General features: G+C 43.6%; 25 protein-coding genes. 7 read left to right on the top strand and 18 right to left on the bottom strand.

The features are described from left to right. Nucleotides 1-491 precede the first annotated feature (491 nt). Entirely contained in the window at nt 492-1,508 is a 1,017-nt protein-coding gene (locus ACHZES_RS24300) for a ParB N-terminal domain-containing protein (protein ID WP_395547521.1), read from the bottom strand. 3 nt (nt 1,509-1,511) lie between these two features. Continuing rightward, a complete protein-coding gene (locus ACHZES_RS24295; RefSeq protein ID WP_395547522.1) occupies nt 1,512-2,324 on the bottom strand; it encodes a ParA family protein in 813 nt (270 codons plus the stop codon). 460 nt (nt 2,325-2,784) lie between these two features. On the opposite strand from ACHZES_RS24295, the gene ACHZES_RS24290 reads away from it, so the two are divergent. The 3 genes from ACHZES_RS24290 (at nt 2,785) to ACHZES_RS24280 (ending at nt 4,249) form a co-directional block, all read left to right on the top strand. Then, nucleotides 2,785-3,252, top strand: a complete 468-nt coding sequence (locus ACHZES_RS24290; RefSeq protein ID WP_038284455.1) for an exosporium glycoprotein BclB-related protein — start codon at nt 2,785-2,787, stop codon at nt 3,250-3,252. Between the two features lie 308 nt (nt 3,253-3,560). After that, on the top strand, nt 3,561-3,761 hold the full coding sequence (locus ACHZES_RS24285; RefSeq protein ID WP_038284384.1) for a helix-turn-helix transcriptional regulator: 201 nt from the start codon (nt 3,561-3,563) through the stop codon (nt 3,759-3,761). Beyond that, entirely contained in the window at nt 3,758-4,249 is a 492-nt protein-coding gene (locus tag ACHZES_RS24280) for a DUF6773 family protein (RefSeq protein ID WP_038284386.1), read from the top strand. The genes ACHZES_RS24285 and ACHZES_RS24280 overlap by 4 nt, the downstream gene beginning before the upstream one ends. A gap of 497 nt (nt 4,250-4,746) precedes the next feature. Here ACHZES_RS24280 and ACHZES_RS24275 read toward each other — a convergent pair whose 3' ends face one another. The 12 genes from ACHZES_RS24275 to ACHZES_RS24220 all read right to left on the bottom strand — a co-directional run bounded on the left by ACHZES_RS24275 (nt 4,747) and on the right by ACHZES_RS24220 (nt 15,610). Beyond that, entirely contained in the window at nt 4,747-5,535 is a 789-nt protein-coding gene (locus ACHZES_RS24275; RefSeq protein ID WP_195841071.1) for a CAP domain-containing protein, read from the bottom strand. Nucleotides 5,536-5,674: 139 nt separating this feature from the next. After that, nucleotides 5,675-6,106 (bottom strand): Rrf2 family transcriptional regulator, encoded by a 432-nt coding sequence (locus tag ACHZES_RS24270; RefSeq protein ID WP_038284388.1) that lies wholly within the window; start codon nt 6,104-6,106, stop codon nt 5,675-5,677. Between the two features lie 24 nt (nt 6,107-6,130). Next, nucleotides 6,131-7,300, bottom strand: a complete 1,170-nt coding sequence (locus ACHZES_RS24265; protein WP_395547524.1) for a rhodanese-like domain-containing protein — start codon at nt 7,298-7,300, stop codon at nt 6,131-6,133. A gap of 4 nt (nt 7,301-7,304) precedes the next feature. Then, nucleotides 7,305-8,075, bottom strand: coding sequence for a ThiF family adenylyltransferase (locus ACHZES_RS24260; RefSeq protein WP_395547525.1), 771 nt, complete (start codon nt 8,073-8,075; stop codon nt 7,305-7,307). 188 nt (nt 8,076-8,263) lie between these two features. After that, a complete protein-coding gene (locus ACHZES_RS24255) occupies nt 8,264-10,963 on the bottom strand; it encodes a cation-translocating P-type ATPase (RefSeq protein WP_395547526.1) in 2,700 nt (899 codons plus the stop codon). Nucleotides 10,964-10,985: 22 nt separating this feature from the next. Continuing rightward, nucleotides 10,986-11,555, bottom strand: coding sequence for a helix-turn-helix domain-containing protein (locus tag ACHZES_RS24250; protein ID WP_084719838.1), 570 nt, complete (start codon nt 11,553-11,555; stop codon nt 10,986-10,988). 204 nt (nt 11,556-11,759) lie between these two features. Then, entirely contained in the window at nt 11,760-12,167 is a 408-nt protein-coding gene (locus tag ACHZES_RS24245; protein WP_038284392.1) for a hemerythrin domain-containing protein, read from the bottom strand. Between the two features lie 78 nt (nt 12,168-12,245). Continuing rightward, complete coding sequence (locus tag ACHZES_RS24240; protein ID WP_395547527.1) at nt 12,246-12,794, bottom strand: hemerythrin domain-containing protein; 549 nt, start codon at nt 12,792-12,794, stop codon at nt 12,246-12,248. Then, a complete protein-coding gene (locus tag ACHZES_RS24235; RefSeq protein ID WP_154520998.1) occupies nt 12,782-13,402 on the bottom strand; it encodes a hypothetical protein in 621 nt (206 codons plus the stop codon). Before ACHZES_RS24235 ends, ACHZES_RS24240 begins: the two co-directional genes overlap by 13 nt. 15 nt (nt 13,403-13,417) lie before the next feature. Beyond that, nucleotides 13,418-13,600: a DUF1858 domain-containing protein gene (locus ACHZES_RS24230; protein WP_025233757.1), complete on the bottom strand. Its 183-nt coding sequence runs from the start codon at nt 13,598-13,600 to the stop codon at nt 13,418-13,420. A gap of 37 nt (nt 13,601-13,637) precedes the next feature. Then, a complete protein-coding gene (gene hcp, locus ACHZES_RS24225) occupies nt 13,638-15,230 on the bottom strand; it encodes a hydroxylamine reductase (RefSeq protein ID WP_395547528.1) in 1,593 nt (530 codons plus the stop codon). Nucleotides 15,231-15,274: 44 nt separating this feature from the next. Then, entirely contained in the window at nt 15,275-15,610 is a 336-nt protein-coding gene (locus tag ACHZES_RS24220; protein WP_038284400.1) for a cupin domain-containing protein, read from the bottom strand. A 112-nt stretch (nt 15,611-15,722) separates the two neighbouring features. Between ACHZES_RS24220 and ACHZES_RS24215 the strand changes: the two genes are divergently transcribed. Next, nucleotides 15,723-16,400, top strand: coding sequence for a Crp/Fnr family transcriptional regulator (locus ACHZES_RS24215; protein ID WP_038284401.1), 678 nt, complete (start codon nt 15,723-15,725; stop codon nt 16,398-16,400). Between the two features lie 86 nt (nt 16,401-16,486). On the opposite strand, the gene ACHZES_RS24210 is transcribed toward ACHZES_RS24215, so the two are convergent. Continuing rightward, on the bottom strand, nt 16,487-17,188 hold the full coding sequence (locus ACHZES_RS24210; RefSeq protein ID WP_395547529.1) for an ATP-binding protein: 702 nt from the start codon (nt 17,186-17,188) through the stop codon (nt 16,487-16,489). Nucleotides 17,189-17,347: 159 nt separating this feature from the next. Here ACHZES_RS24210 and ACHZES_RS24205 point away from each other — a divergent pair, with 159 nt between their 5' ends. Both ACHZES_RS24205 and ACHZES_RS24200 read left to right on the top strand, forming a co-directional pair. Further along, nucleotides 17,348-18,343 (top strand): spore photoproduct lyase family protein, encoded by a 996-nt coding sequence (locus tag ACHZES_RS24205; protein ID WP_154520999.1) that lies wholly within the window; start codon nt 17,348-17,350, stop codon nt 18,341-18,343. Nucleotides 18,344-18,705: 362 nt separating this feature from the next. After that, on the top strand, nt 18,706-20,961 hold the full coding sequence (locus ACHZES_RS24200; protein WP_395547530.1) for a methyl-accepting chemotaxis protein: 2,256 nt from the start codon (nt 18,706-18,708) through the stop codon (nt 20,959-20,961). 51 nt (nt 20,962-21,012) lie between these two features. Here ACHZES_RS24200 and ACHZES_RS24195 read toward each other — a convergent pair whose 3' ends face one another. The 3 genes from ACHZES_RS24195 to ACHZES_RS24185 form a co-directional block, all read right to left on the bottom strand. Next, nucleotides 21,013-22,170, bottom strand: coding sequence for a glycerate kinase (locus ACHZES_RS24195; RefSeq protein WP_395547531.1), 1,158 nt, complete (start codon nt 22,168-22,170; stop codon nt 21,013-21,015). Between the two features lie 49 nt (nt 22,171-22,219). Next, nucleotides 22,220-23,611: a GntP family permease gene (locus ACHZES_RS24190; protein WP_395547532.1), complete on the bottom strand. Its 1,392-nt coding sequence runs from the start codon at nt 23,609-23,611 to the stop codon at nt 22,220-22,222. Between the two features lie 120 nt (nt 23,612-23,731). Further along, the gene (locus ACHZES_RS24185; RefSeq protein ID WP_395547533.1) at nt 23,732-24,856 is read right to left on the bottom strand and encodes a CdaR family transcriptional regulator; all 1,125 of its coding nucleotides are present in this window, start codon (nt 24,854-24,856) and stop codon (nt 23,732-23,734) included. Between the two features lie 182 nt (nt 24,857-25,038). Between ACHZES_RS24185 and ACHZES_RS24180 the strand changes: the two genes are divergently transcribed. After that, the gene (locus ACHZES_RS24180; protein ID WP_051835355.1) at nt 25,039-25,422 is read left to right on the top strand and encodes a DUF6483 family protein; all 384 of its coding nucleotides are present in this window, start codon (nt 25,039-25,041) and stop codon (nt 25,420-25,422) included. Nucleotides 25,423-25,444 lie beyond the last annotated feature (22 nt).

Genomic DNA, 25,444 nt, shown 5'->3' with positions numbered 1-25,444 from the left:
ACGCACCTTGAAATTGTCCATGTACTGAGCTAAAACCTGACGAACCCTTTGCTGTACCAGCTTATACAGGCACATTTCGATACTGGAGGTTGGGGTATTGTACTTTTCGTGAAATCTCGCCAACACGCTGGGTTTATACTGATCCTCCAACTCCCACAGGTAGCTCATAACCTTTTTGAAACTCTGCTCACTGCCGTTGGTGTCCATGAAATCAAACAGATACTTCAAACTTGCTGTGGGGTTTGTCATGTCGATGACAGCTATACCTTTTGCCCCTGCATTGATATTACGGTCAATTCGCTTGTCATGCCATTCGTCAAAGGTGGCAAGCTGGGTTGCATCAGGCCGCTGTGCGTAAACGAGTACCGCACTATCAAAGGAACGCTTGTAATACCTCGCCACACAGGACAGCAGACCTTTCCACTCCACAGGGTTTTTCGTGTATTCCTGCACCGACTTTTTATATAGGTCGGCAAGAATGGTCGCCTTGTTCAAACTGTCACCTCCGATTCTTGGTTTTCAAAGTACAGGGCCAAAGCCTTATCAATGACTTCCTCAATTTCCTTTTGGGTCTGCTGTGCGGTAAAATATTTGGAGATGACCGCAGGCTTGATTTTGACCGGCTGTGGCTTGTTGCTTTTGGGTTTGCGGGTTTTCTCCCCTGAAAGAATTTGCACAATGGCGGTATCAGTTAGCTTGCCAGCCTTATAGTAGCTGTGGAACAACTCCGCCTTTTTCGTATCTACCTTGTAGCTGTCGGACTCCATGAGGTCGGCTATTCTCTGCTGTTGTGTTTCGTCCTCTACAAAAGAGAGGTCATAGGCGGCAAGAAAGGCAATCTCTTCACTATCAACACGGAAAATGAGAGGTTCGATAAGATTTGAAATACGGATGTATTTTGCCACCTTGTCCCTTGAAAGCCCGTAATCCTGACCAAGTTTTGCGTCTGTTCTAAACCTCGTCTGAGGTTCAGCCAAGGTTTCATTTTCGCTGGTGTCCTGCGGGTTTAAGAGCATTTCAATCTCTGCTAAAAGATCGTTTCTTTTGCCTTGGCATTTCATGGCTTCATAATGCTGTGCAAGACAGTAGGCACGTTCCGAATGGCTCATATCGGAGAAAGAACGCTGGCGCAGATTGGTTTCCGTCACGATCAGGACGGCATCCTCATAGGTCAGATTTTCTCTGATGATAACGGGACCTTTTGTAAACCCGGCAAGCTGGGCGGCGTTTTTACGGTTATGTCCGCTGAGAATAATGTACCGTCCGTCCTCAGTGTACCACAGGATAATGGGGAGCAGAATACCAAACTGGCGGATACTGTCTACCATATCGTCAAGCTGCTGTCCCTCATAGAGTTTGAACCTGTGATTTGGAAAGGACTCCATCAAACTGAAATCCATTTCCAAGATACCGCCCTGCACAGGAGCAGGGGCGGCATCTTGCTGGGGCTCTATACCCAGCATTTCATCAAAGTCAATTAGGGCTGCTTTGGGCTTTGGTATAGCCATAGGTTAAACGCTCCTTTCCGCAATTTTGCTGTGTCCACCCAAAAGCAGTTCGTCCACAAATTTCCCATAGGCGATTGCCGCAGGGTTTCCTGGCAGAAACTCGCAAATAGTCTGATGGTGAAGCACGGCCTCCGCAACCTTGATAGACCTGGGAATGCGGGTCTTGAAAATGGGAACCTTGTCAGCAAAACCACGTTGAATCAGTTCGTTCACCTGTGCTGAAAGTATCGTGTTGGGGGAATCCATGGTAATCAAGATGCCCTCGATACGCAGGCGGTGGTTACTATTACGCTGAATTGCCTGATGGTGCTTGAGCAACTCTGCAAGACCTTGGGCCGACAAAAGCTCCGCCTGTGTCGGGATGATAATGCTGTCGGCACACATCATCACGTTAATCATCGGCGTACCCATTTGCGGCATACAGTCGATGATAATGTACTCATAACTGTCCTTGATGGTGTCAATATATTGGGTCAGAATCCTCTCTCTGAAATCTACATTGCAGAGATTGCGTTCAAGGGTGAAAAGCTGGGTATTGGATGGGATTAGGTCAACACCGCACTCGGTTTTGATGATGTAGCTTTCAGGTGCGGGTAAAGGCTCGTCCTCAACCAGCTTGCGCAACAGGGTGTTAATTGTGACCTCCAGTTTATTGGGGTTCTTCACGCCAAAGATAATGCTGGAATGCCCCTGACCGTCAAAGTCAAGCAAGGCGGTACGGTGTCCTCTCTTGGACAGGAGATAGGCAAGGGTGGTAGCCGTGGCTGTTTTGCCCACTCCGCCTTTCTCGTTGATAATTGCAATGATTTTCGCCATCGGCGCTCTCCTTTCTTAGGTAAAAAGATTTTGGGTAATGGGTAAATAGGGTAAAAAAATTGGACTAAGATTAGCGAAAACCCTTTGATATAGCGGCTTTCACTTACTTAGTCCAATTATAACAGAGGCACCTACTGGGCCTATTGGCTTAGCAGGGCCCACGGGACCTACTGGACCTATTGGCGTAACCGGACCCACTGGGCCTACTGGACCTATTGGACCTACCGGACCTACTGGACCTATTGGCGTAACCGGACCCACTGGGCCTACTGGACCTATTGGACCTACTGGACCTATTGGCGTAACCGGACCCACTGGACCTATTGGACCTACCGGACCCACTGGGCCTACTGGGCCTATTGGGCCTATTGGCATAGCCGGACCCACCGGGCCTACTGGACCTACCGGCTTAGCGGGCAATGGAGCAATTATTCCGTTTGCCTCCGGTACACCTGTTACTTTGACCACAGTACTCGGTGGATTGCTTAACACTTCAAGCGCAGTTGGATTCGGAATCAACTTTTCAGGCATTTCCGCTGCCAGCGGAACAGTCAATTTGCTGGGGCTGACAAACATGGCATTTTCCATGCCCAGGAATGGGATTATTACCTCTTTGGCAGGTTATTTGAGCATTAGTGCTGCTCTCAGCCTGATTGGCTCAACTGTAACAGTAACTGCTCAGTTGTTCCAGTCCACTACACCTAACAACACCTTCGTTGCTGTGCCGGGCGCAGTGGTCACACTGTCGCCTTCCCTCACAGGAGCAATATCTGTCGGTAGTATCAGCAGCGGTATCACCACCGGACTGAACATTCCTGTTACCGCAGGAACTAGATTGCTTTTATTATTCTCCGCAGAGGTCACTGCTGGTCTCGACGTAGCAGCCACCATCTCAGGCTATACCAGTGCTGGCCTTGGTATATCTTAAAGGGCTCATATAGCACCCTTTACAATCGTGTATTTATAATACGATAACGCTTCTTCGATTAAATCGTAGGATAGGGGCGGGGCGTCTGTTCGCAGACGTCCCGATTTCCTTATGCAGTGTTGTTCCTCTGTTTTGGTTGTATCATACTCTCATGCGTTTCTCTCCGCAAGAGAGTACGACACCTCGATAGGGGTAATCTGACGGGCTTATCCCCCGCCAGAGCTCCATCCTGTGTAGTCTGAAATGCAATATATACTTGACATAATGTAATATATGATGTATCATATGACTACGAAAGGGGGCATTCCATGAAAAACAAGAGAATGAAAATCGCCCGAATGGAAGCTGATATGAAACAAGATGATTTGGCAAAAGCCGTAGGAGTTACCCGACAAACGATCGGGCTCATAGAATCAGGGGAATATAACCCCACACTAAACCTTTGTATATCGATTTGTAAGGCGCTTGGCAAAACATTAAATGATTTATTTTGGGAGGAAACGAAATGAAAAAACAAGATATGCAAGACGAAAGAGTTGTAGCACAACGTCGTAAAATAAATAGTGAAGCATACGGTATTTTAATGATTGTACTTCTCGGTTCAATACTTGTACAACAATTTCTGCTAAACGCTCCGTTTAAGCAATATGCCGTTGAGGTTATCTGTTTTTTTGGTATGTCACTATATATGACAATACGGTACATGACCTTGGGACTTGACATATACGGCGAAGGTAAACGGGCTAAAGCCATTCCTTTTGTGAACAGTATAGTAGCCGGACTTGTAGTAACGGTAATTAACGGTGTTTTGAACTATGTCCAGTACGCAGAAAAATATAAAGAAGAAGGAATCGTGTATTTTATCGCCGTGCTGGCAATTACTTTTATAAGCGCGACCATTTCAACTTTTGTTGTAATGTCTTGCCTTAATTATTTAAACAAGAAAAATCAGGCAAAAATTCAAAAGCAGTTAGACGAACAAGAACAGGGCGAATAGCCCTGTTCTTGTTAAATCAGCGGTTTCTTCTACTTAAATTGAAAACTCAGCACAAATAAAATATTCTTTAGGAGTCCCCTGTTGTAGTTCGATTCTAAAACCTTTTATTATTCGATACTGACCGGAAGATAAATTACCGTATAATATTTCATAATCAGTAGACCATTGGTAACTACTCCCCTTTGATTTTACCGTACCATGATTTTGTAAAGATGTAAATAAAAGACGGAAACATTAGTACTAATGTCAGAAATAACAAAATCAGTGTAATAATCTTGTAATAATTTCGTAATATTTTCAGAGGTTATTACGGAATTGATACAAACTACAGTGTTGATAGAAAATGGTGCCGGCATAATAGATGTACAGACTCATATGTGGTATTCCAATGGATATATTCGAAAAGGCGGCCTCCATTTGCCAACATCTTAATAAAGAGTTGTCAAATGAAAGCCGCCCATTTCTTATATTACCTTGATTTACAAGGCATTAATATTTTAGTATGTAAATAACTGTACCCAGTACTGTGTTCCGGAGTTATTCTGAGTATTACCTACACCGATATGTGTATAGCTCTTATTCATGATGTTTGCACGGTGACCCGCACTGTTCATCCAGGCATTTACAACATCCTGAGGAGTTTTCTGTCCCCATGCGATATTCTCACCTGCGCCACGGTAATTCACACCCTGCTCCTTTAAAGCGGTTGAGAATGAGCTGCCATTTGGACGTGTATGGTCAAAATTTGACTGAATTTCATTAGCTCTGACGGTTGCAGCCTTCTCTACATTAGGATCAATGGTAAGAGGAGCCAGTCCTTCTTTTGCTCTTTCAGCATTTACAAGGTCTACTACCTGCTGGGTATAGGACTTATTAGTTGTAGTTGAGTCATCTGGAGTAGTACTGGTATTTCCATTATTACCAGTATTATCGTTGTTACCGGTATTACCATTATTTCCGGTATTTCCGGTATTTCCATTATTTCCAGTATTTCCGGTATTGCCAGTATTACCGTTATTGCCAGTATTACCAGTATTACCATTGTTACAATTCTTGCCGTTATTGCTGTTATTGATGAGCTTAGACCAATCGCAGTTACTTCCATCAACTCCTAATTGCTGCAATCTGGATTTTAAATCATCTAAATTACAGTTCTTGCTCACTGCTACTACATTTCTCCCATTGTTGCACTGGCTGTAAGGTCTTGTTACCGCCGCATTAGCTGTCAATGGTATCATACTTGTTAAAGTAAGTGTAATCATTCCAAGTGCCGTTAGTTTTCTCAATTCAATTGCCTCCTTTGAAATTGTTACATTTGTGTTACGTTTGTATGTCATTTATGTTACAAACATATAATAACACTCTTGTTACCATTTTTCCAGTGGAAATAATTGGGAATTCTTTTAGCACTCTTTTGCATTTGAATTATATAATGTAATCGTCTGAATAATCGCTGCCTGAAACCAGATCAGCGATGGTTATTCCGTCAAAGTAATCATTAATCAGTTTATTGAATCCCTCCCACATGGGAAGTGTCCGGCAATGACAAGCCCTTGTGCAGTCATTCACCTCTCCTTCCAGACAGGAAACCGGAGCAAGAGATCCTTCTGTGAGCCTTAATATACTGCCCACAGTGTAATCCTCCGGGTTTTTTGCAAGCTTATAACCGCCGCCCTTTCCCCTTAAGGAAATGAGCAGATTGCTTTTACTCAGAACAGAAACAATGGATTCTAAGTATTTTTCCGATATTTCCTGTCTCTTTGCAATATCCATGAGAGGAATAAATTCTCCATGATTGTGCTCAGCCAGGTCTATCATAAGTCTGACCGCATAGCGGCCTTTTGTTGAAATCTTCATAAGACATAGCCTCCGGATTCATTATTATATGTCCAAATCATAACCGTCAAGGAAGTGATGTACATTTCCATTTTCCTTATAAGCAATGATGGTATTTAAATTCACATTTTCCACGCTCTTAAAAATATTACTTTCAATATACGGGTTAACTTCCTTTAACTGCTTGATTAAGTTCTTTATCTCCATTCTTTTGGATCCTGTGCTGCCGTCAGTCCTGCAGGTCGTGCAGGTATCGGTAAACCGGCATGCACATTGAATGAAGTGCAGATCATTGTAATCTCTCCAGCCCTTAATGTCATCCTCCCGTATGAGATACATCGGGCGGATGAGTTCCATTCCTTCAAAATTCGTGCTGTGCAGCTTGGGCATCATGGTCTGTATCTGTGCTCCGTACATCATTCCCATCAGAATTGTTTCAATCACATCATCATAATGATGTCCCAGGGCAATCTTATTACAGCCCAGTTCCTTTGCCTTGCTGTATAAATAGCCCCGTCTCATTCTGGCACACAGATAGCACGGGGATTTCTGCACGTCATAAACCGCATCAAAAATCTGGGTTTCAAATACGGTGATGGGAATATCCAAAAGCTTTGCATTGCTTTCGATTACCTGCCGGTTGGTTTCATTATAGCCTGGGTCCATAACAAGAAAGATCAGTTCAAAAGGAAACTTATTATGCCGCCTTAATTCCTGGAACAGCTTTGCCATGAGCATGGAATCCTTACCGCCTGAAATACAAACGGCAACTCTGTCGTTTTCTTTTACCAGCTCATACTCATTGACGGCCTTGGCAAATCTACTGAACAGTTCCTTATGAAATTTCTTCCGGATGCTCTTTTCTATTTCTTCCAGGCGTTCTTTTCCCGTATCCTCTTTTTCCATGGCGCGAAGCAGCCATTCTCCATAGCCGCCGCGAAGATTATATGCTTCGTATCCCTGTTCTGTCAGATGCTCTGCAGCCTCTTCACTGATGATTCCTTTTAAGCAATATAATATGATCTTCTTATCCCTTGGAATGGAAGGCTCTCCGTTTAACAATGCTTCTTTTTCTATATTAATAGCTCCCGGTATAAATCCATGGTTGTATGCCGTCTGGTCCCTGACGTCTACAAGCACATATTCCTCCGGGCTCATTTTCTTCATTTGTTCTAAAGACAGATCGTGTTCATGAGCCATATTGCCGTCAAACATGTGATTACCTCCCCATCTTTCCATTCAGTGACAGATCCTTGATCACTTCTCCGGCTATTATAAGCCCTGCCACAGAAGGAACAAAGGCCACACTTCCGGGAATATCTCTCCGCTCCGTGCACTTATGTTTGGCTCCCGGCGGGCAGATGCAGTTTGTCCTGCAGCTGATGGACATATCCTCTAAAGGCCTTGTTGGCTTTTCTGTGGAATAAACAACCTTAAGCTTCTTTACGCCCCGCTTCTTAAGCTCTCTTCGCATAACCTTTGCAAGGGGGCACATGGTGGTTTTATAAATATCCGCCACCTGAAATTTTGTAGGATCCAGTTTATTGCCTGCACCCATACAGCTGATGACCGGTACGCCTGCCTCTTTGGACCGCATGATCAGTTCAAGCTTTGCGGTTACGGTATCAACTGCATCCACTACATAATCATAATTTTTAAAATCAAAATCATCCGCATTCTCCGGTAAGTAGAAGCACTGGTGCATTTCCACTTCGGCATCCGGATTGATTTCCAATATTCTATCCTTCATTACTTCAACTTTATATTTGCCTACCGTTTTTCTGGTGGCTATGATCTGCCTGTTTATATTCGTAAGGCAAACCTTATCATCATCAACCAGTACAAAGGAACGGACTCCGCTTCTTACCAGGGCTTCTACCACATATCCGCCCACGCCGCCGATTCCAAATACAGCAACCTTTGCACTCATTAAATTTTCCATGGCATCTTCACCCAATAACAACTGGGTTCTTGAAAACTGGTTCAACACTTAATTCTACCTCTTTCTTTAATTTTCTATCAATTTAGTAGGAATAAAAAAGCACTTCAATTATTATACTTCTAAATGCTTATTTGGGCAATTGATTTTTACATCTGAATAAAATCAAAATAGCAAACAGCTACTGGACCTCTGATTGCTCAGTGGTTTTCTCGCTGCCTGCTATTTTTAGGTTTTTTTTAAAAGCTATCGTCTTTTCTTATCCGGTGTCGGATCAAACGATTCCGATATTCATTGATCTCGCGAATGCTTGTCTGGTTATCGATTAATTTTCCAATCTCAGCTACTACCGTCGGTATTAGGGAAAGACCAGCTGCAAGGAGCCAGTGATATGAACCTATGGCAGTTAAACCAAAAATTTTTCCAATGGGCGGGAATGCCACAAGAAGGCTGAATACTGCGATCATACCCATGGTACTGTATAATACCGGCGGATTATCCATAACTGCCCGCTTGAAGACGGACTTTCTGCTGCGGACTGTAAATAAATGAAGGATAGAGGTCCAACCTAAAACCAGGAAGGCAACGGTTTGCCCGATTGCTTGAGAGGGTCCCTCCATTCCCGGAAGTGCCCGGAACGTACCAATGTAATATCCAATCAGAACCACAACCGAACATGCAATGGTTTGCTGTATAATTACTTTAAGAAGGCCTCCGGCTAAAAATCCTTCGTCTCTGCGGATAGGCTCCCGATCCATAAGGCGAGGATCCGAAGTATCTCTGGATAAGCAAATTCCCGGAATACCGTCACCCAGCACGTTGACTAACAACAGCATGATTGGTGTTACAGGGATCCCCCAGCCTTTTAACTGGGCAACCAGCATAATGACAATTTCCGAAATATTGCAAACCAGCAGAAAGTAAACAGTTTTTCTGATATTCGAGAAAACATTTCTTCCTTCTGATACCGCATCGATAATCGTAGCAAAATTATCATCTGTTAATACCATGTCAGAAGCACTTTTTGCTACCTCAGTCCCGCTTTGACCCATGGAGATTCCCACATCTGCTGCCTTCAATGCCGGTGTGTCATTGACACCGTCACCCGTCATGGAAACAACTTCCCCGTTTTCCTGCCATGCTTCTACAATGCGGATCTTATCCTCAGGGGAAACCCGGGCATAAACAGAGTAATGATGGATATTCCTGCAAAGGTCTTCATCTGGCATATCATTTAGCTGCTGACCAGTGAGAACCTTTTCATTTTCACCAAGAATTCCAATGTTTCTTGCGATCGCACTAGCTGTTGCCGCATGATCCCCGGTAATCATGATGGTGCGGATTCCGGCCATCTTTGCCCTTTCCACTGCCTGGGCTGCTTCCGGACGAGCCGGATCAATTAAACCAATAAGCCCGCATAATTCCAGATCCCGTTCAATTTCTTCCGGTGTTTCCATGGAAGGAGCCTCATTCACATGCCGGATTCCAAGGGCCAGGACACGAAGTGCTTCCTCGGCAAAAATCTTATGAACGGAGTCAACCTCTTTTTTAGTTTTCTCATCAAAAGCTTTGAGAGGCAATCGATCAAGAGCACCTTTGGTAAGGATTACATATCCTCCTGAGGAAGCCTCCAAAACAATGGTCATCATCTTACGTTCGGAAGAAAAAGGGATTTCTCCTACCATACGGTATTGCTTCGATATACGTTCTTTGGATAAGCCCTTTTCATGCAGAAGGCGCATGATGGCTTTCTCGGTCGGATTTCCCATGATAGTTAAGGTGCCATCCTCTTCTTCCTGAACAGAAGCGTTGCTTGCCAGAGCAAACAGTGTCAGTAGCTCTGTCTGATCCTTAACAAATTCATCTCCCGCTTCAAACGGCTCATTTCCAGGAATCCATAGCTTTTCTATGGTCATTCGGTTCTGAGTCAGTGTTCCGGTCTTATCTGAGCAGATGACCGAGGTATTTCCCAGTGTCTCTACTGCAGAAAGCTTGCGGATCAGCGCATTTTTATTCACCATATTTTTTACACCCTGGGAAAGGGATAAGGTTACAATTAAATTTAAGGTTTCCGGTACCGCTGCTACGGCCAGAGTGGCTGCAAGCATAACCATGGACCAAACGGATTCTCCCTGTAAAAGACCGATGGCAAAGAGCAATGCGGCGGCGGCAATCGCCACAATGCTTATAGACTTTGCAACGCGCTCCAAGCGCTGCTGCAGCGGTGTTTTTATTTTCTGTGAATCATTTAAATATCCTGCAATCTTCCCCATCTCCGTTTGCATTCCGGTAGCAGTAACAACGGCTAATCCATGTCCTGATGTTACATGGCAGCTGGAGAATACCATATTAAGCTGATCTCCCAGGGGAATACTACCCTGCAGCAGAATATCTGCATCTTTTTCCGAAGGCTCGCTTTCTCCTGTGAGCGCCGATTCATCCACCTGTAAATTGGTGCTGATAATCAGGCGTGCGTCAGCAGGAACAATGCTTCCCAGCTGAAGCTTAATAATATCACCCGGAACCAATTCACTTGTATCCATCTCTTTTTGAATGCCATCCCGCATAACAATACAGTTAGGAGAGTTTAAGCTGGACAATGCCTCTAAGGCTTTTTCAGCGCCTCGCTCTTGGGTAATTGCAAGTATAAGATTTAAGACAACAATAGAAACAATTACAACCGGCTCTATAAAGCCATGACCATCCTTCAATGCCAGCCCTAAAGACAGCAAGGCAGCCAGAAGCAGGATTATGGTTGAAATGTCTTTTAAATGGTGCAAAATTTCATTGATCAGACTAGTTTTTTCCTGCTGCGCAAACTCATTTTTACCATACTTGCTTTGCCGGTTTGCCACCTCTTGATCCGATATTCCAGTATTTTCGTTCGTGTTAAAATGTTCAAGTGTCTCTGCTATGCTAGCTACATACCAATTTTCCACTTAATCATCCTCCTTTCAGTTATTATTCTTCATTCACTGGCTCCTTTAATTTCTTTTCCATCAACCGTTCCAGTCTCCGCTCCATGGTTTCCGCACAGTGGTCCACCTCTTGCGTGATCTGCTTGATCGACTGGAATGCTGCATCATAAACGACTCTTGGGTCCGCAATTTCACCCTTTAAATTTTCATAGCTGTATAAAAGCCTTCGTACCTGTACACAGAGCATATTTACTACATGCACAATTTCATCGGTCATATCCAACTCGACGGACTTTTCCAGGGTCTCAATAAGAGAAGAGATCATTTCCTGTATCTCCGGCTGGGGAAGCTTCTCCATGATACGGAACAGCGTTTCCGCTCTTTTAAGAGAAATGATTTCATCCTGCTTGTAGCGATACTCAGTCGCTCCCATTAAATATCCCACCGTCACTCCGAAATAATCCGCTATATGCCCGGCAAAATCAATGTCCGGTGCCCGTTTCTCATTCTCGTAGTTGTTCACCGTCATTCGGCTCACTCCAAGCTCCGCAGCCAGTTTTTCCTGGCTCAAATGCCGCTCTTCGCGTAGAGTTCTAATACGTTTTCCTATCATTGTTACCACACCTTTCTGAAAAAGTATAAAAAAAAATGATAACAATGTAAATCGTTTTTATTAAATGATATTGAATATTAGCAAATCTTTACCCTTTCTTTATACGAAGGAATCTAGAATTAGCCTTCCCATTTTTACGGTTTTATAACAAAAAAAGAGACTGTTGCACTAAGTATTCGTGCACAGCCTCCGGGCCCTTTTCTCTTATCTTACCAGACGGTATAAACCGCTTTCTTCTTTTTGCATTCTCATATCAATGCTTCTCATGATTTTTTCAGCTTCGCCGAAAAAGCTTTCCTTTTCTGAAAGGATTTTTATCTTCGTATTATACTTTTCCTTAAATTCCGTAAACATGGAAAGCAGGTTCCCCATTTCCCTTTGATATTCCTCCGCCTGACTCACCAGCTTTGAATCACCGGATCTTAGGAAGGCCGGGTAAAGATACTGATCCTCCGAAGATAAATGTATTTTCAGCTTTCCGGCAAGACTGTTTATATGTAAGGCGATTTCCGATGCCGTTTGTTCTAAGTCCCTGTTTTTACACAGCGTTTTCAAGATCACTAATTCTTCTCGGATCCGATCATGCTGCTCCATATAATTTTTTAATTCCACCTGTAAGCCCCTTTCTTTTGTATTTTCCTTGTAACAGGAGAGACGGCCTGTTTCCCCTTCAGGCCGTCCGGTTCCTTATTACCTTGTTTTTTCGCGGATCCAGGACTCGTACTTATCCTGTACGCCCTGATCCTTTGCCTGCCTCTCAAATGATTCCGTCTCATCATCCACAGCTTTTAATTTATCTTCTGCCAGTGCACGAACTGCAAATGCATAGGCGGCCTCATCCTCTTTTTCAATATGGCGCTTTAATAAGGCGCCATAGCCAACCGCATTGGAGATGATATCTAACTTTGGCTCTGTTCCTGGATTTTTCTCATATTCATCAATGGCTTTTTCCAGCTCGGAGAGATACAATCTTCCCAGATCATGCTCAACCAGCATGCCATTCCTGATTAGCTTTTCCGCAACAGGCCCCATATTTTCCATCATAATCCGGAACAGGATCTTTTCTTCCTTTCCGTGATGATGCTTATCCGCGTAATTTCTTGCAAATTCAAGACATTCCCGAAGCAATGGGGCATCCACCGGTTTCCCCTCCAGGATATCGGCGGAAATTCTTCTTAAAAAGTCGGTGAAAACCAGAATGTTCTCATGCTCCTTCATTAATATATCTATTCCGTACATAAGCGTCTCCTCAATTCATATACCTGATCCTCGATCTGATGAAATTCCAGTTCAGAATCCTCAAACATTCCTTTTATCAGAGATTCTCTTAAGGCGTAATAATGTGTTACATCTCCATGGATCATCGTCCAATAAGCACCATGGATATCCTGGGTCTGTCTCCATACCAGATTGTCTTCCGTCTCCTGGACCAGTTCGTTCACTCTGTCACAGGGCATGCCGTTTAACAAGGTGCTTTCCAGATAATCATAGGCTTTGCGGACTGTGATATTTTTATCCGCAGAATTTCTTTTTCCAAATTCCATGACAGCATGAACGATATGAGACAATCTTTCCTGATCCGGTTCTATGAGTTCGGTGACCACATAAGCAAGTCTGTTTTCCACCAGGCTCACTTTTTCCTGCAGCCAGCCGTGGATATTGCCTGTATCGATCATATCCTCCAGATTTCCCTTTTCAAGCACTCCGTATCTACCGTCAGTCCTGGCTCTAAGCTCTTTGCCGCAGCCATTTTCTTCTGCGAAGTCTAAAATTGCGTCAGTCATTGCATCCTGAAATTTTATTTTGTTATATAACCAAGTATGAATCGGTCCTAAAAAGGCACTCATGTTACACCTCTTTCCTTATTGGTTCAGCTTGTCCAGCACTGTGTCTGCATCAAGCCCATGAACCATGCAAGCATCCTCTAAGGATTCCATCTGGGATGACGGACATCCCAGACAGTGCATGCCGCAGCCCATTAAAATCTCTGCTGCCTTTGGGTTGCTTCTTAAAATTTCTCCGATATACATTTCTTTCGTTATCATATGATAATCCTCCTGATTTATTATTTATTATTTTATATTATCCAAGAATTTTCTTTAAATCCTCTTCCGGTGTGCTGATGGGTGATATTCCGTAGTTTTCAACAAGGAAGTTTAATACATTTGGTGATAAGAATGCAGGTAAAGATGGCCCCAGGTAGATATTCTTGATTCCAAGGTGCAGCAAGGTAAGAAGAATGCATACTGCCTTCTGCTCATACCAGGATAATATCATGGACAAGGGAAGTTCATTGACCCCGCATCCAAAGGCTTCTGCCAGAGCCACCGCTACCTTGATGGCGCTGAATGCATCATTACACTGCCCCATATCCATAATTCTCGGAAGGCCTCCAATGGTTCCAAGGTCAAGGTCGTTAAAACGGTATTTTCCGCAGGCAAGAGTTAAAATAATAGAATCCTTAGGAGTCAGCTTTACAAAATCGGTATAATAATTTCTTCCTGTCTTAGCACCGTCACAGCCGCCTACTAAGAAGAAGTGGCTGATCGCTCCCTGCTTCACTGCATCAATGACCTGATCTGCAACTCCCAATACGGTTCCATGGGAAAATCCTGTCATAACTTCTTTGCCGCCATTGATTCCTGTCATTTCATGATCTTCCTCATATCCGCCAAGCTCCAGCGCCTTTTCAATGACAGGAGTAAAGTCTTTGTCATCTCCTACGTGGACCATTTCCGGATAGGAAACCACTTCTGTGGTGAATACACGGTCAGCATAGCTCTTCTTCACAGGCATCAGGCAGTTTGTGGTAAAAAGAATGGGTGCAGGAAGGTTATCAAATTCTTTTTGCTGATTCTGCCAGGCAGTTCCGAAATTCCCCTTTAAATGAGGATATTTCTTTAATTCAGGATAGCCATGGGCCGGAAGCATCTCTCCATGGGTATAGATATTGATCCCCTTATCCTTTGTCTGCTCAAGAAGCTGCTTTAAATCATATAAATCATGTCCGGTGATTACGATAAACGGACCTTTTTCAATGGTAAGAGGCACTTTGGTTGGCTCCGGAGTTCCAAATGCGGTGGTATTTGCTTTATCAAGCAATTCCATACATTTTAAATTGATTTCTCCCACTTCAAGAACCACCGGAAGCAACTGCTCCATGGTCAGATCATAGCTAATGACTGACAATGCCTTATAAAAGAAATGATTGACCCCTTCATCTTCATATCCTAAAACCATAGCATGATAGGCATAGGCTGCAACGCCCCGAAGTCCGAATAAAATCAAAGATTTTAAGGAACGGATATCTTCCTTTGCCTCCCAAATGTTCTTCATATCATAATCGGAAGTATTTCCGCAGACAGAGGTACATTTGCTGCAATCCGGCACGATCTTTTCTTTTTCTTCCCGTACCCTTTTAATCATCTCTACTAAAACTTCATCATTGAAATTTACATTTGTGATGGTGGTAAACAGCCCTTCTATAAGGATTCTTGTGGTAGTCTCCAAAGGGGAATTATTGCCGCATGCCTTTGCCAGACCGATCAGGGCGCCTGTCAGTTCATCCTGTAAATTTGCAGTGCTGGCAGATTTGCCGCACACTCCTGCGCTGCCCGTACATCCGCTGCAGCCTGCCGTCTGCTCACACTGAAAGCAAAACATCTTACTATCCATATCTATATCCAACCTTTCTATTCTGTCCTTTTTATTTCAACTGGTTAAAACACTACAACCAATATCATCTTAAAGCGTTCTTCTGCATAAACCGCATGAGGCTTTTTGGCAGGCATGATAAGAGTTTCTCCTTCATTTAACAGATATTCCTTTCCATCTACCGTAAATTTCCCGGTTCCTTCCAAAACAGTCACCATGGCGTCTCCGTTGGATTCGTGGGTACTGATTTCTTCCCCTTTATCAAATGCAAATAACGTAATGCTAAGGGCTTCATTCTGTGCAAGGGTCTTGCTGACGATCTGGCCTTCATTAGCCTGAACCAGATCAGATAACATTACGATTTCTTCGTGCTTTATATTTTTAATGAATTTCTCTGACATTTGGCTTCCTCCTTGTTTTTCTATTGCTTTTATAAGCCGATTATAATATAATAATCTCATCATTTCTGTTGTAATTACAACATTATAAAAATAAATTAAAAGGAGACGGCAAATGGAGGAGTACTTATCCATATTAAGAAAGTCAAACCTGTTTTCCGGAGTCCAGCCAGAGGAAATAAGCGCAATGTTAAAATGCCTGTCTGCCCGGATTAAACATTATAAAAAAGATGAATTTATCATAAGAAGCGGAGATTACATTCGTTCCGTTGGAATGGTGCTGACCGGGACTGCTCTTATCATACAAGAGGATTTCTGGGGCAAACGGACCATTATTTCTGAGGCGATGTCCGGCGCTCTTTTTGCGGAAACCTATGCCTGCATCCCCTCTATACCCATTGAAATGAGTGTTATCTCTGACTCCGAATGCGATGTGCTGTTCATGGATTTTAACAGGATACTGAACGTGTGCACCTCCGCATGCACCTTCCACACACGCCTGCTGCAAAATTTTTTATCTTCCATAGCCAGGCGGAATTTAATCCTCACGAAAAAAATGCAGCATATGTCCAAAAAGACCATCAGGGAAAAACTGCTCTCCTACCTTTCCGCTGAATCCTTAAAAAACAATTCCTCCACCTTTGATATTCCATTTAACAGGCAGCAGCTGGCGGATTACTTATCCATTGACCGCAGTGCCCTGTCCAATGAAATGAGCAAATTGCAGGACGAAGGGATTTTAACCTATAAGAAGAACCGGTTCACGTTAAAAGAGGATCTCCATGAAGGATAACTTCTTCCTGCCTGACAGACCTTATCTCGTATTACTATTTAAAAAGCGGAATCCGGTTCAACTATCCCCGGATTCCGCTTTTAATTTTATAATATATTCCCATCAACAGATATGGTAACTACGTCACATGGAATTTCTTTTCCGCTGTCCGCAAGGGCTCTTAAGGCCGCATGTTCCAGACCACCGCAGCATGGTACCTCCATTCGGACGACCGTAATGCTTTGAATGGCGTTGTTCTTTATAATCTCCGTCAGCTTCTCACTGTAATCTACCTGGTCCAGCTTCGGACATCCAACAAGAACGACCTTTCCCTTTAAGAATTTCTGATGGAAATCTCCATATGCATAGGCACTGCAATCCGCAGCGATCAATAAATCCGCCTGTTCAAAATAAGGTGCTTTCACAGAAACCAGCTTGATCTGAACCGGCCACTGCCTTAACTGGGACTGGACAGAAGCCTCAGCCATTTCCTTTGTTTCGGCAGTACGTTCTATCTGCATAGCCCGGCTTCCTGGGCAGCCGCTAAAGGAAGCGTGTACTTTTGCCTCAGCCTTTTTCTTGTTTAATTCCACTGCTGCTTCATCATAAGCGGCAGCTTCCCGCTCTATGAATGTAATGGCTCCGGTAGGACATGTGGGAAGGCAGTCCCCTAATCCATCGCAGTAGTCATCCCGCATAAGCTCTGCTTTTCCATTTACCATTCCAATGGCTCCCTCATGGCATGCTGCCGCACAAAGACCACAGCCATTGCATTTCTCTTTATCGATCTGAATAATTCTACGAACCATTCCTTATATCCTCCTCATATTTGCTTTCTGAAGCTATCATACTATGCTCTTTTGTTTCTGTCCGTTGTAATTACAACAAAAATTTCATAAAAAATTATGCTGTTTTACGGGTTTACCTCTTAACTTTTCACACATACTACTCCTTATCGGAGGTATCCCATGTTCCCAGATAAGATATATTACGAACCAGAATCCCTTGAATATGAGCTGGGCCAGCGTCTAAAGGAAAAATACAGCACGATTCCATGGATTCCCATTAAAAGCCACAATAAAATAGACGAGCTGCGAACCCGCCCAAATAGTGATTTTCCGGCCATGAAGCACCATCTCATCATAGGGGTCCGCAAAACCCACAACTTCGTTCCCAATCACAAGGTATCGGACTTTCTTGTTCCTTATACCTCTTCCGGCTGCACCGCCATGTGCCACTACTGCTATCTGGTATGCAACTACAACAAATGCGCTTATTTGCGTTTGTTTGTAAACCGGGAGCAGATGCTGAAAAAAATCATGGACCACGGAGCCCGTTCTGAAAAAGATTACACCTATGAGATCGGAAGCAACAGTGATCTTGTTCTTGAAAATACCATAACCGGAAATCTGGCATGGACAATTGAAAATTTCAGTAAGAGCAACTATGGTTTTCTCACCTTCCCAACGAAATTCAATAAGGTAGAACCCCTTCTCGGCATCAGCCACGGAGGCCGTGTCATCATGCGGATGAGTGTCAACCCCCAGTCCATCATCACCCGGTTTGAACCGGGTACCTCCGGCTTAGATGCCAGAATTACCGCCTTAAACAGTATGTGTGACGCCGGATACCGGGTAGGACTTTTGATTGCTCCCATCATTATGACCGAAGACTGGAAAGACCTGTATTCTCAACTGATTGATACGCTCTCAGACCGACTTTCCAAAAAGGTAAGAGAACAAGCACCCATTGAAATCATTTTCATGACTTACAGCTATGTTCAAAACGCAATCAACACAGAGGCATTTCCTCAGGCAGAACGCCTTTATGACAAAGAACTCATGACCGGGCGTGGACGGGGAAAATACTGCTATCGTGATGATTTAAGAAGCAGTGGGGAACAGTTTTTAAGACAGCAAATCGAAGAAAAGCTAAGAGGGATGACGATTTTATATGTAGTTTAAAAAAATACCCGGAGCATTTCAAGCTCTCTTAAAATGGCCGCTTCCATAAGTTATGGGCGGCCAAAGTTCTTCCTGTAAGCCTTGAGAATTGCCGCAGTAATTGCTGCGATTCTTGAAAAATCAAGATATACTATTATTTTTTTGTCCTTTTATGTCGAATATATAATTGTTATATAGGTAGTATAACAAGGTCACAAACCATGCTTAAAATACGAAAGGAGGATCTTTTCTTTTACCCGCATAAGACCATAAAATTTTACTGCATAACATGCAGTATATTTTTTCACTCATTTGCTGGTAAAATTTTCCGCTTTTTCCACAGAGCGGACCGATCATTAAATAAAAGGGAGTGTAATACAATTATGAAGATATTGAAAAAGCTTAAGTTCAGCAATTTGAAACTTGCTGCAAAAACTTCCATTGCTATGGGAATCATTCTGGTCGCGAGCCTGATTTTGCTCATTACGATCTCTGCAATGCAGGCAAGTAAAGCAGTTTCAAAGGCAATCAACGGTGAATTTTCAGGAATATCCGCCCAGAATGGCCTCATGGTACAGGCCATCATCAACGATGCTTCTGGAACCGCTAAAAATTTGCAGGATTACTTATACCGTGCATACAACGATAAGAACGCTATCGGCGATTGGAAAAGCACCGTCCGTAAGAGCAGGGTATACGATGTTGGACTTAAGGAAATTAATTATGCGATCGAGAATTATATCTTAAATTCTGCCTGGTCAACCGTGGACACCAATCCTGATATTTATGGGATCGGTGCATTTTTTGAGCCATTAGAATTTGATCCCGGTGTCAAGGATTACTCCCTCTATGTAGACAAAAAAGAGGCTGAAAATAAAACCGCTCAGTCTCTTGGAGCATACAGCGACTATTCCACAAAGGATTATTACCGTGTTGCCAAGGAAACAAAGGCTACTTATATCACCGATCCTTATTTTTACGACGGAATTATGATGAGTACCATTGCTTTTCCTGTTATGAAAGGGGACGACGTCATCGGAGTTATTCTGGCCGATATTAACGTTTCTAACTTTTCTAAGATAAAAACTACAGATTCAAAATATCATACCATGTATGTTGATATCTACACGGAAGAAAACATGATTGTCTATGACAGCCAATCAAACGATAACATCGGCAGAAACCTAAGTGAGATGATTTCTCCTTCCGATTATGCTAAAATTACAGCCCTGCAGCAGACTAAAACCGAATTCCAGATTGATACCAAAAGATCCGACGGAACCATGGAATCCAGATATTATTACCCGATTACCAGCGGATCACAGACCTGGTGGGCTGCCAGTAGTCTGGAAAAGAAAGATCTGACAAAGGATGTAGTAAAGATCATTGAAGTAATGAATCTTCTTGCAGTCCTGGCACTGATCATAATTAATGCGGTTGTCATTGTTTTCTTAAAAAAGACTCTTCGTCCTATTGACGGTGTGATGTCCGCTGCAGCCAGCATCGCTTCCGGTGACTTGGATATCCAGCTGGAGGTTCAGTCCATGGATGAAATAGGTGTACTCTCCAGAACATTTATGGATATGGCGGAAAACTTAAAATTCATCATCCAGGATATCAATGAGGTTCTGGGCGAAATGAGCAACGGCAACTTCAAGGCAACGTCCATTCATGAGGAAAAATACACCGGCGCCTACCAGTATATCCTGGAAGCAATGAGGAATATCCGCCTTACTTTAAGCGATACACTTTTAGAGATTGACCAGGCTTCCGAACAGGTTTCCACCGGGGCCTCCCAGGTATCTGACGCTTCCCAGTCCCTCAGCCAGGGAGCTACCGAACAGGCTTCTTCCATCGAAGAGCTGTCCGCAGCAATTAACGAGGTTTCAGAACGGGTAAAGGAAAATGCGTCCAACGCCTTAGAGGCAAATTCCCTGTCTATGGAAGCTTGCGAAGGCATGCTGGCAAGCGATCAGAAGATGAAGGATATGATTTCAGCAATGAATGAAATCTCAAGTACATCCAGTGAAATTAGCAAGATCATTAAAACCATTGACGATATCGCTTTCCAGACCAATATCCTGGCATTAAATGCGGCTGTAGAAGCTGCAAGAGCCGGTTCCGCCGGAAAAGGATTTGCGGTGGTAGCCGATGAAGTCCGCAATCTGGCCGGTAAATCTGCGGAAGCTGCTAAAAATACCACGGCTCTTATTGAAAATGCGATTACTGCCATTGGAAACGGAACAAAAATCGCAGGTGATACGGCAGAAGCTCTGCGGCTTGTAGTTGAAAAATCAAATATTTCTTCCGTCAGGGTCGCAGAAATTGCGGAAGCATCCGCCGCCCAGTCTGACGCATTGCTGCAGATTACAACCGGCATTGACCAGATATCCGCCGTTGTACAGACCACCTCCGCAACATCAGAGGAAAGTGCGGCAACTTCCGAAGAGCTGACCGCCCAGGCCTATAATCTTAAATCCCTGGTTGGAAAGTTTCAGTTGATGGATAAAGAACCTTCCACGACCAGCCAGCCACAAGAAGCATGGAAGGCTCCTGTTTCTTGGGAGGAGCCTGCTAATTGGGAAGAACCTGCTGATTGGGAGGATTCTTCCACAGAAGATACTTATGACAAATATTAATAGTCTCAGGATTTCTGTCTACTGACAAATGCCTGCAAAAAGGCTGCGGATTTAAATATCCGCAGCCTTTTTCTGTACTTCCATACCAGTCTTTATAAAACGGAACATCCGAAGAGCTCCCCGATAATATAAGTCTTCGGCATTTTCCAGTGCCGTATCCAGTTCCATGACCCCATTGACTGTTGTCATGATGGAACAGATCCCATAGTCAAAAATCTTCTCTGCCCCTTCTCCCATAGCCCCAACCAGAGCAACAGCCGGAATCCCTCTGCTCTTACACCTCATTCCAACGCCCTGCATCACCTTTCCAAAACAGGACTGCCAGTCCGTACGCCCCTCTCCGGTCACAACCAGGGACACATCTTCCAGGCGGGAATCAAAATCTATTAAATCCAGAACCGTTTCAATTCCTGATTTTAAATCCGCATGTAGAAATACAAGAAGTGCTGCGCCTAAGCCCCCGGCGGCTCCGGAACCAGGTATTTTATCGGGATCAATCCCCAATTCCCGTATCATCACATCCCGGTAGTTTCGCATTCCTTTTTCCAGTTCATCAAGGACCTGGGGCGAACCGCCCTTCTGCTCTCCAAAGGTATAAGTGGCGCCGTCTTTTCCACATAATGGATTATTAACATCACACATGGCAGTCAGTTTCACCTGAGAAACTCTTGGGTGGAGGCCGGAAATATCTATATGTGCAACCTTTTCCAGATCCTTTCCCGTTCCTTCTAACTCTCTTCCCTCTGAATCCAGGAATTTTACTCCTAACGCCTTCATACATCCCATTCCGCCGTCATTAGTTGCCGAACCGCCGATTGCTATAGAAATATCGGTAAAGCCCCGGTCCAAAGCATCTTTGATCAGTTCCCCGGTTCCATAGGTTGTTGTGTTTCTTGGATCCCTTAAGTCTTTCGGGATCAGGGGAAGCCCGGAAGCCGCTGCCATCTCAAGAATGGCACGTTTCTCATCCAGTTTTCCATAATAAGCATTAACAGGAGTAAGAAGAGGCCCGCAGACAGTTAACGGAATTTTCTCTCCCTGAATGGCTGCGATCACTGCATCCGTGGTTCCCTCTCCCCCATCAGCCACGGGTATTCCGGTACATTCCCATTGGTCAAACACTTCTGCCGCAGCCTTTTTAAGCAGTTCTATGGTCTGTTCACTGGAAAGAGTCCCCTTAAACGAGTCAGATGCAAACAATAATTTCATATACAAAGTCCTCCCTAGACCAGTGAATTTTAATCTTCATTTCTTTATATTAATGCAGGATTAAAGACAAAATAAATATTTCCAGGATTCCTGCGATTCCCAAAATCAGTGTTGCTACCGTTTGAGTCTTATATCCTTTTTCCGGAGACATGGCTCCGAAATTCGTCACCACCCAGAAATAAGAATCGTTTGCGTGGGAAACGGTCATGGCTCCTGCGCCGATTGCCATACAGGCAAGTGCTACACGTACAGGGCTTTCAAGACCCAGCATTGGAAGCAGCGGAGCTACAATTCCTGCGGTAGTGGTCAAAGACACCGTAGAGGAACCCTGAGCACTCTTTAAGATAGCGGCCAAGAAGAATGGGAAGAAAATGCCCATGGTGCTAAGTACGGAAGCATGATCCTTAATGTAGTTCACCATATCGGTGGAAGCAATTACCTTGCCCAGTACGCCACCTGCAGCCGTTACAAACAGAATTGGTCCAACAGTCTTTAAAGTGTCATTGGTTATCTCATAAAATTCTTCCATTTTGCCGGCTCCCTTTAACTGAAGGATTCCGCACACGGTACCTGCTGCCAGAGCTATGATAGGAGTACCTAAAAATTTAACTACATCAGCCCCAAAGCCCTGCATATTGGCCATTGCCACAACTGAGGAAAGAGCCATAAGAAGGATTGGAAGAATGATTGGAGCAAGGGCATTGAAACCGCCTGGAAGTTTCCCGTATTCGGCAACCAGCTCATCATAGGTTTTTGCAATCTCGCCCATATCGGCTTCATCGTCGGCCCGTACTTTTCCACCAATGTATTTTGCGAAGAAGAACCCGGCGATCAGAGGGAAGATGGAACATAATGCGCCCATTCCCATAACAAGAAGCAGATTTTCCCCAATGCCAAGAGTTGAAGCAGCCGCAATAGGACCTGGCGTTGGAGGAATGAAAACGTGGGAAATATAAAGTCCGGAGGAAAGACCCACGGTCATTGCTACGGATGATGCGGCAGTCCTGTTTACCAGGGCTTTCCGGATCGGGTTTAAAATTACGAAACCGGAATCGCAGAATACTGGGATGGATACCACCCAGCCCATCATCTCGATTGCCAGGACCGGATTGTTTTTCCCCACAAGCCGGATCACCATATCAGCCAGCTTAAGGGCAGCCCCTGTTTTCTCCAATATGGTCCCGATCAGAGCTCCAAGAATGATAACAATACCGATGCTAGTGAACGTACCGGAAAATCCGGCTCCTATTACATTCGCAAGCCCGCTCACCTTGGTCCCATCCTCCAATGTCTTATCCACCAGCGGAATTCCTGCAACAAGTCCCAGAAGCAGTGAGATGCTCATGATGGCAATAAACGGATGAATCTTAAACTTGGAGATTGAAATAATCATCAGGATAATTGCCAGTACAAAAATAAAAATCAGTGGTAAACCTGTCATAAAATGACCCCCTTCCAAACAATACAAAAGTTTATACTGCTATCATAACACCACTGCGCCCCAGATTTCTAATGCCATGAGTATCAATATAACCTTGTTTTTTGTATTGTCGATACAAAACTAGTATTCTTTTCTTAAAAAATTATAAAAGGTTTCCATAAAAAACCGGTCTGCTGATGATTCTATGGGATTGATATTTAAGGTATCCTTCACCTTATTATACCGGTATAAAAGCGTATTCTTATGCACAAAAAGCTCTTTTGATGCCGATACCAGATTATAATTTGTCTTTATAAGAGCCCCTGCAATTTCCATGAATGTCTTTAAAAATCCTTCACTCAGCTCTCTTTCATAAACGTTGAACATCCATTGCAGCTCATTCATCGGCACGATGGAACGCACATAATTTCCTGTATAATCATAAAAGAAAGCAGCAGAGCCGGAATCCGCATTTTCTTCCAGCCACTTGCAGTGCCGATAGGCATTATAATACTGGGTAAAGCTTCCCTGAAATGTACCAATGTAGAATTTACAGTTCTTCTCCTGCTCCCGAAGCCATTTTAAGGCAGTGCTTAAATATTCTGCAATAATGTATTTGTAATCGGCAAATAATTTTCGTTCTTGATCCGGCATTGTTTTAAATATGAGGATATGGCTGCTGTCAAGGACAAGGCTGATATCCTCTGTCCCGTGCCTGGGGCTGTTCTTGATCATGTCCAGAAACGGCTCCGGCTTAATGTCATCCAGCTTACACAAGATGGGGATTCTTACGATGTTTTCCGAATAATTAAGCTTCTTTGCTACGCTCCGAAGTTCCCCCGGATCCGGATATTCCACATGGATCAAAAGGTTTGTGAAATGCTCCTTCCGATTCCTTCTGCGTCTCAGTTCCTCCTGCTGCTTCTCGTATTTCAGCATGGCTTCGATGGCCATCTTAGTGATTAGGGCGACGGGCTTTATCTCTCCCGGATTTCCAGTGATTCCTACCACTCCTTCCCGTCTGCCGTCGATGTTAATGACCATGTTGATCCCAGGCTTTACTCCCGGATAATCCTCCTCTGTGGAAGTGACCACAATATCCTCGCTTCCGGTTACAATATAATAGGCAACCTCATGAAACGTCCCCACCCGCTTTGGATCCCGGCTGGCGATGATGACCCCCTGCTCATTCATTATGTTGATATTGTATTCTGTATATTGTGTGATCTGTTCGATGAATTTTTTAGCCAATTCTGTTTCTATCATCTGCATCCTCCCGAAGCTTAAACTTTAAACAGCTTACCATACTTTGCTTTTTCCTTCAATAGCAGTGGATTTATCCTTTTTCTTACTATATTCATTTTACTTTTTTTAATATTTGTGGTAAATTATTTTTTATCATAACATTTTTTATTTATTCTATACGACGGTTAAAAAAGGAGATTTTTATGTTACAAGATGATTTTATCATGCGTATGATTCATGAAATGGTAACGACTTTACTGAAGCTTATTTTTCATATTGAATTAGGGGAAAATGAAGAACAGAATTTTAAAGACCAAGAGACAGCATCAAATTATCTTGAGCTTTTAGCTCTCATCCAGGCTGGTGAGATTAATGAGGCAGAAAATAAATTATTGGATGAGCTGGATTCCGACGATATGGAGCATTTTAAAATGGCGCTCATGTTTTATTATCATTTAAATGAGATTGATTTTAACTTTCTTGAAGAACACAATTATTCCAAAAACGAAATTACAGACGGTTTAAGATACGTATCATCAGTTTATGGCTATGACAGCATGGCAGAAGCTCTTCTGGGCAGAGGTTAATTGATCAGCCATATTACATTCA

Origin of the sequence: Lacrimispora sanguinis, assembly GCF_044987295.1 — a bacterium.
Taxonomy (GTDB): domain Bacteria; phylum Bacillota; class Clostridia; order Lachnospirales; family Lachnospiraceae; genus Lacrimispora; species Lacrimispora celerecrescens_B.
The sequence above is the reverse complement of the archived record's forward strand: the minus strand, read 5'-3'. Positions and strand labels throughout refer to the sequence as shown.

What these genes read in the sequence shown, in the direction of transcription:
- ACHZES_RS24250 (WP_084719838.1), bottom strand. Translation starts at nt 11,555, where the DNA reads ATGATAGGAAAACGTATTAGAACTCTACGCGAAGAGCGGCATTTGAGC.
- ACHZES_RS24265 (WP_395547524.1), bottom strand. Translation starts at nt 7,300, where the DNA reads ATGTTTGACGGCAATATGGCTCATGAACACGATCTGTCTTTAGAACAA.
- ACHZES_RS24210 (WP_395547529.1), bottom strand. Translation starts at nt 17,188, where the DNA reads ATGGTTCGTAGAATTATTCAGATCGATAAAGAGAAATGCAATGGCTGT.
- ACHZES_RS24270 (WP_038284388.1), bottom strand. Translation starts at nt 6,106, where the DNA reads ATGAAGATTTCAACAAAAGGCCGCTATGCGGTCAGACTTATGATAGAC.
- ACHZES_RS24195 (WP_395547531.1), bottom strand. Translation starts at nt 22,170, where the DNA reads ATGAAATTATTGTTTGCATCTGACTCGTTTAAGGGGACTCTTTCCAGT.
- ACHZES_RS24215 (WP_038284401.1), top strand. Translation starts at nt 15,723, where the DNA reads ATGGAGGAGTACTTATCCATATTAAGAAAGTCAAACCTGTTTTCCGGA.
- hcp (WP_395547528.1), bottom strand. Translation starts at nt 15,230, where the DNA reads ATGGATAGTAAGATGTTTTGCTTTCAGTGTGAGCAGACGGCAGGCTGC.
- ACHZES_RS24185 (WP_395547533.1), bottom strand. Translation starts at nt 24,856, where the DNA reads ATGATAGAAACAGAATTGGCTAAAAAATTCATCGAACAGATCACACAA.
- ACHZES_RS24285 (WP_038284384.1), top strand. Translation starts at nt 3,561, where the DNA reads ATGAAAAACAAGAGAATGAAAATCGCCCGAATGGAAGCTGATATGAAA.
- ACHZES_RS24190 (WP_395547532.1), bottom strand. Translation starts at nt 23,611, where the DNA reads ATGACAGGTTTACCACTGATTTTTATTTTTGTACTGGCAATTATCCTG.
- ACHZES_RS24230 (WP_025233757.1), bottom strand. Translation starts at nt 13,600, where the DNA reads ATGATAACGAAAGAAATGTATATCGGAGAAATTTTAAGAAGCAACCCA.
- ACHZES_RS24180 (WP_051835355.1), top strand. Translation starts at nt 25,039, where the DNA reads ATGTTACAAGATGATTTTATCATGCGTATGATTCATGAAATGGTAACG.
- ACHZES_RS24200 (WP_395547530.1), top strand. Translation starts at nt 18,706, where the DNA reads ATGAAGATATTGAAAAAGCTTAAGTTCAGCAATTTGAAACTTGCTGCA.
- ACHZES_RS24235 (WP_154520998.1), bottom strand. Translation starts at nt 13,402, where the DNA reads ATGAGTGCCTTTTTAGGACCGATTCATACTTGGTTATATAACAAAATA.
- ACHZES_RS24220 (WP_038284400.1), bottom strand. Translation starts at nt 15,610, where the DNA reads ATGTCAGAGAAATTCATTAAAAATATAAAGCACGAAGAAATCGTAATG.
- ACHZES_RS24280 (WP_038284386.1), top strand. Translation starts at nt 3,758, where the DNA reads ATGAAAAAACAAGATATGCAAGACGAAAGAGTTGTAGCACAACGTCGT.
- ACHZES_RS24300 (WP_395547521.1), bottom strand. Translation starts at nt 1,508, where the DNA reads ATGGCTATACCAAAGCCCAAAGCAGCCCTAATTGACTTTGATGAAATG.
- ACHZES_RS24205 (WP_154520999.1), top strand. Translation starts at nt 17,348, where the DNA reads ATGTTCCCAGATAAGATATATTACGAACCAGAATCCCTTGAATATGAG.
- ACHZES_RS24240 (WP_395547527.1), bottom strand. Translation starts at nt 12,794, where the DNA reads ATGTACGGAATAGATATATTAATGAAGGAGCATGAGAACATTCTGGTT.
- ACHZES_RS24295 (WP_395547522.1), bottom strand. Translation starts at nt 2,324, where the DNA reads ATGGCGAAAATCATTGCAATTATCAACGAGAAAGGCGGAGTGGGCAAA.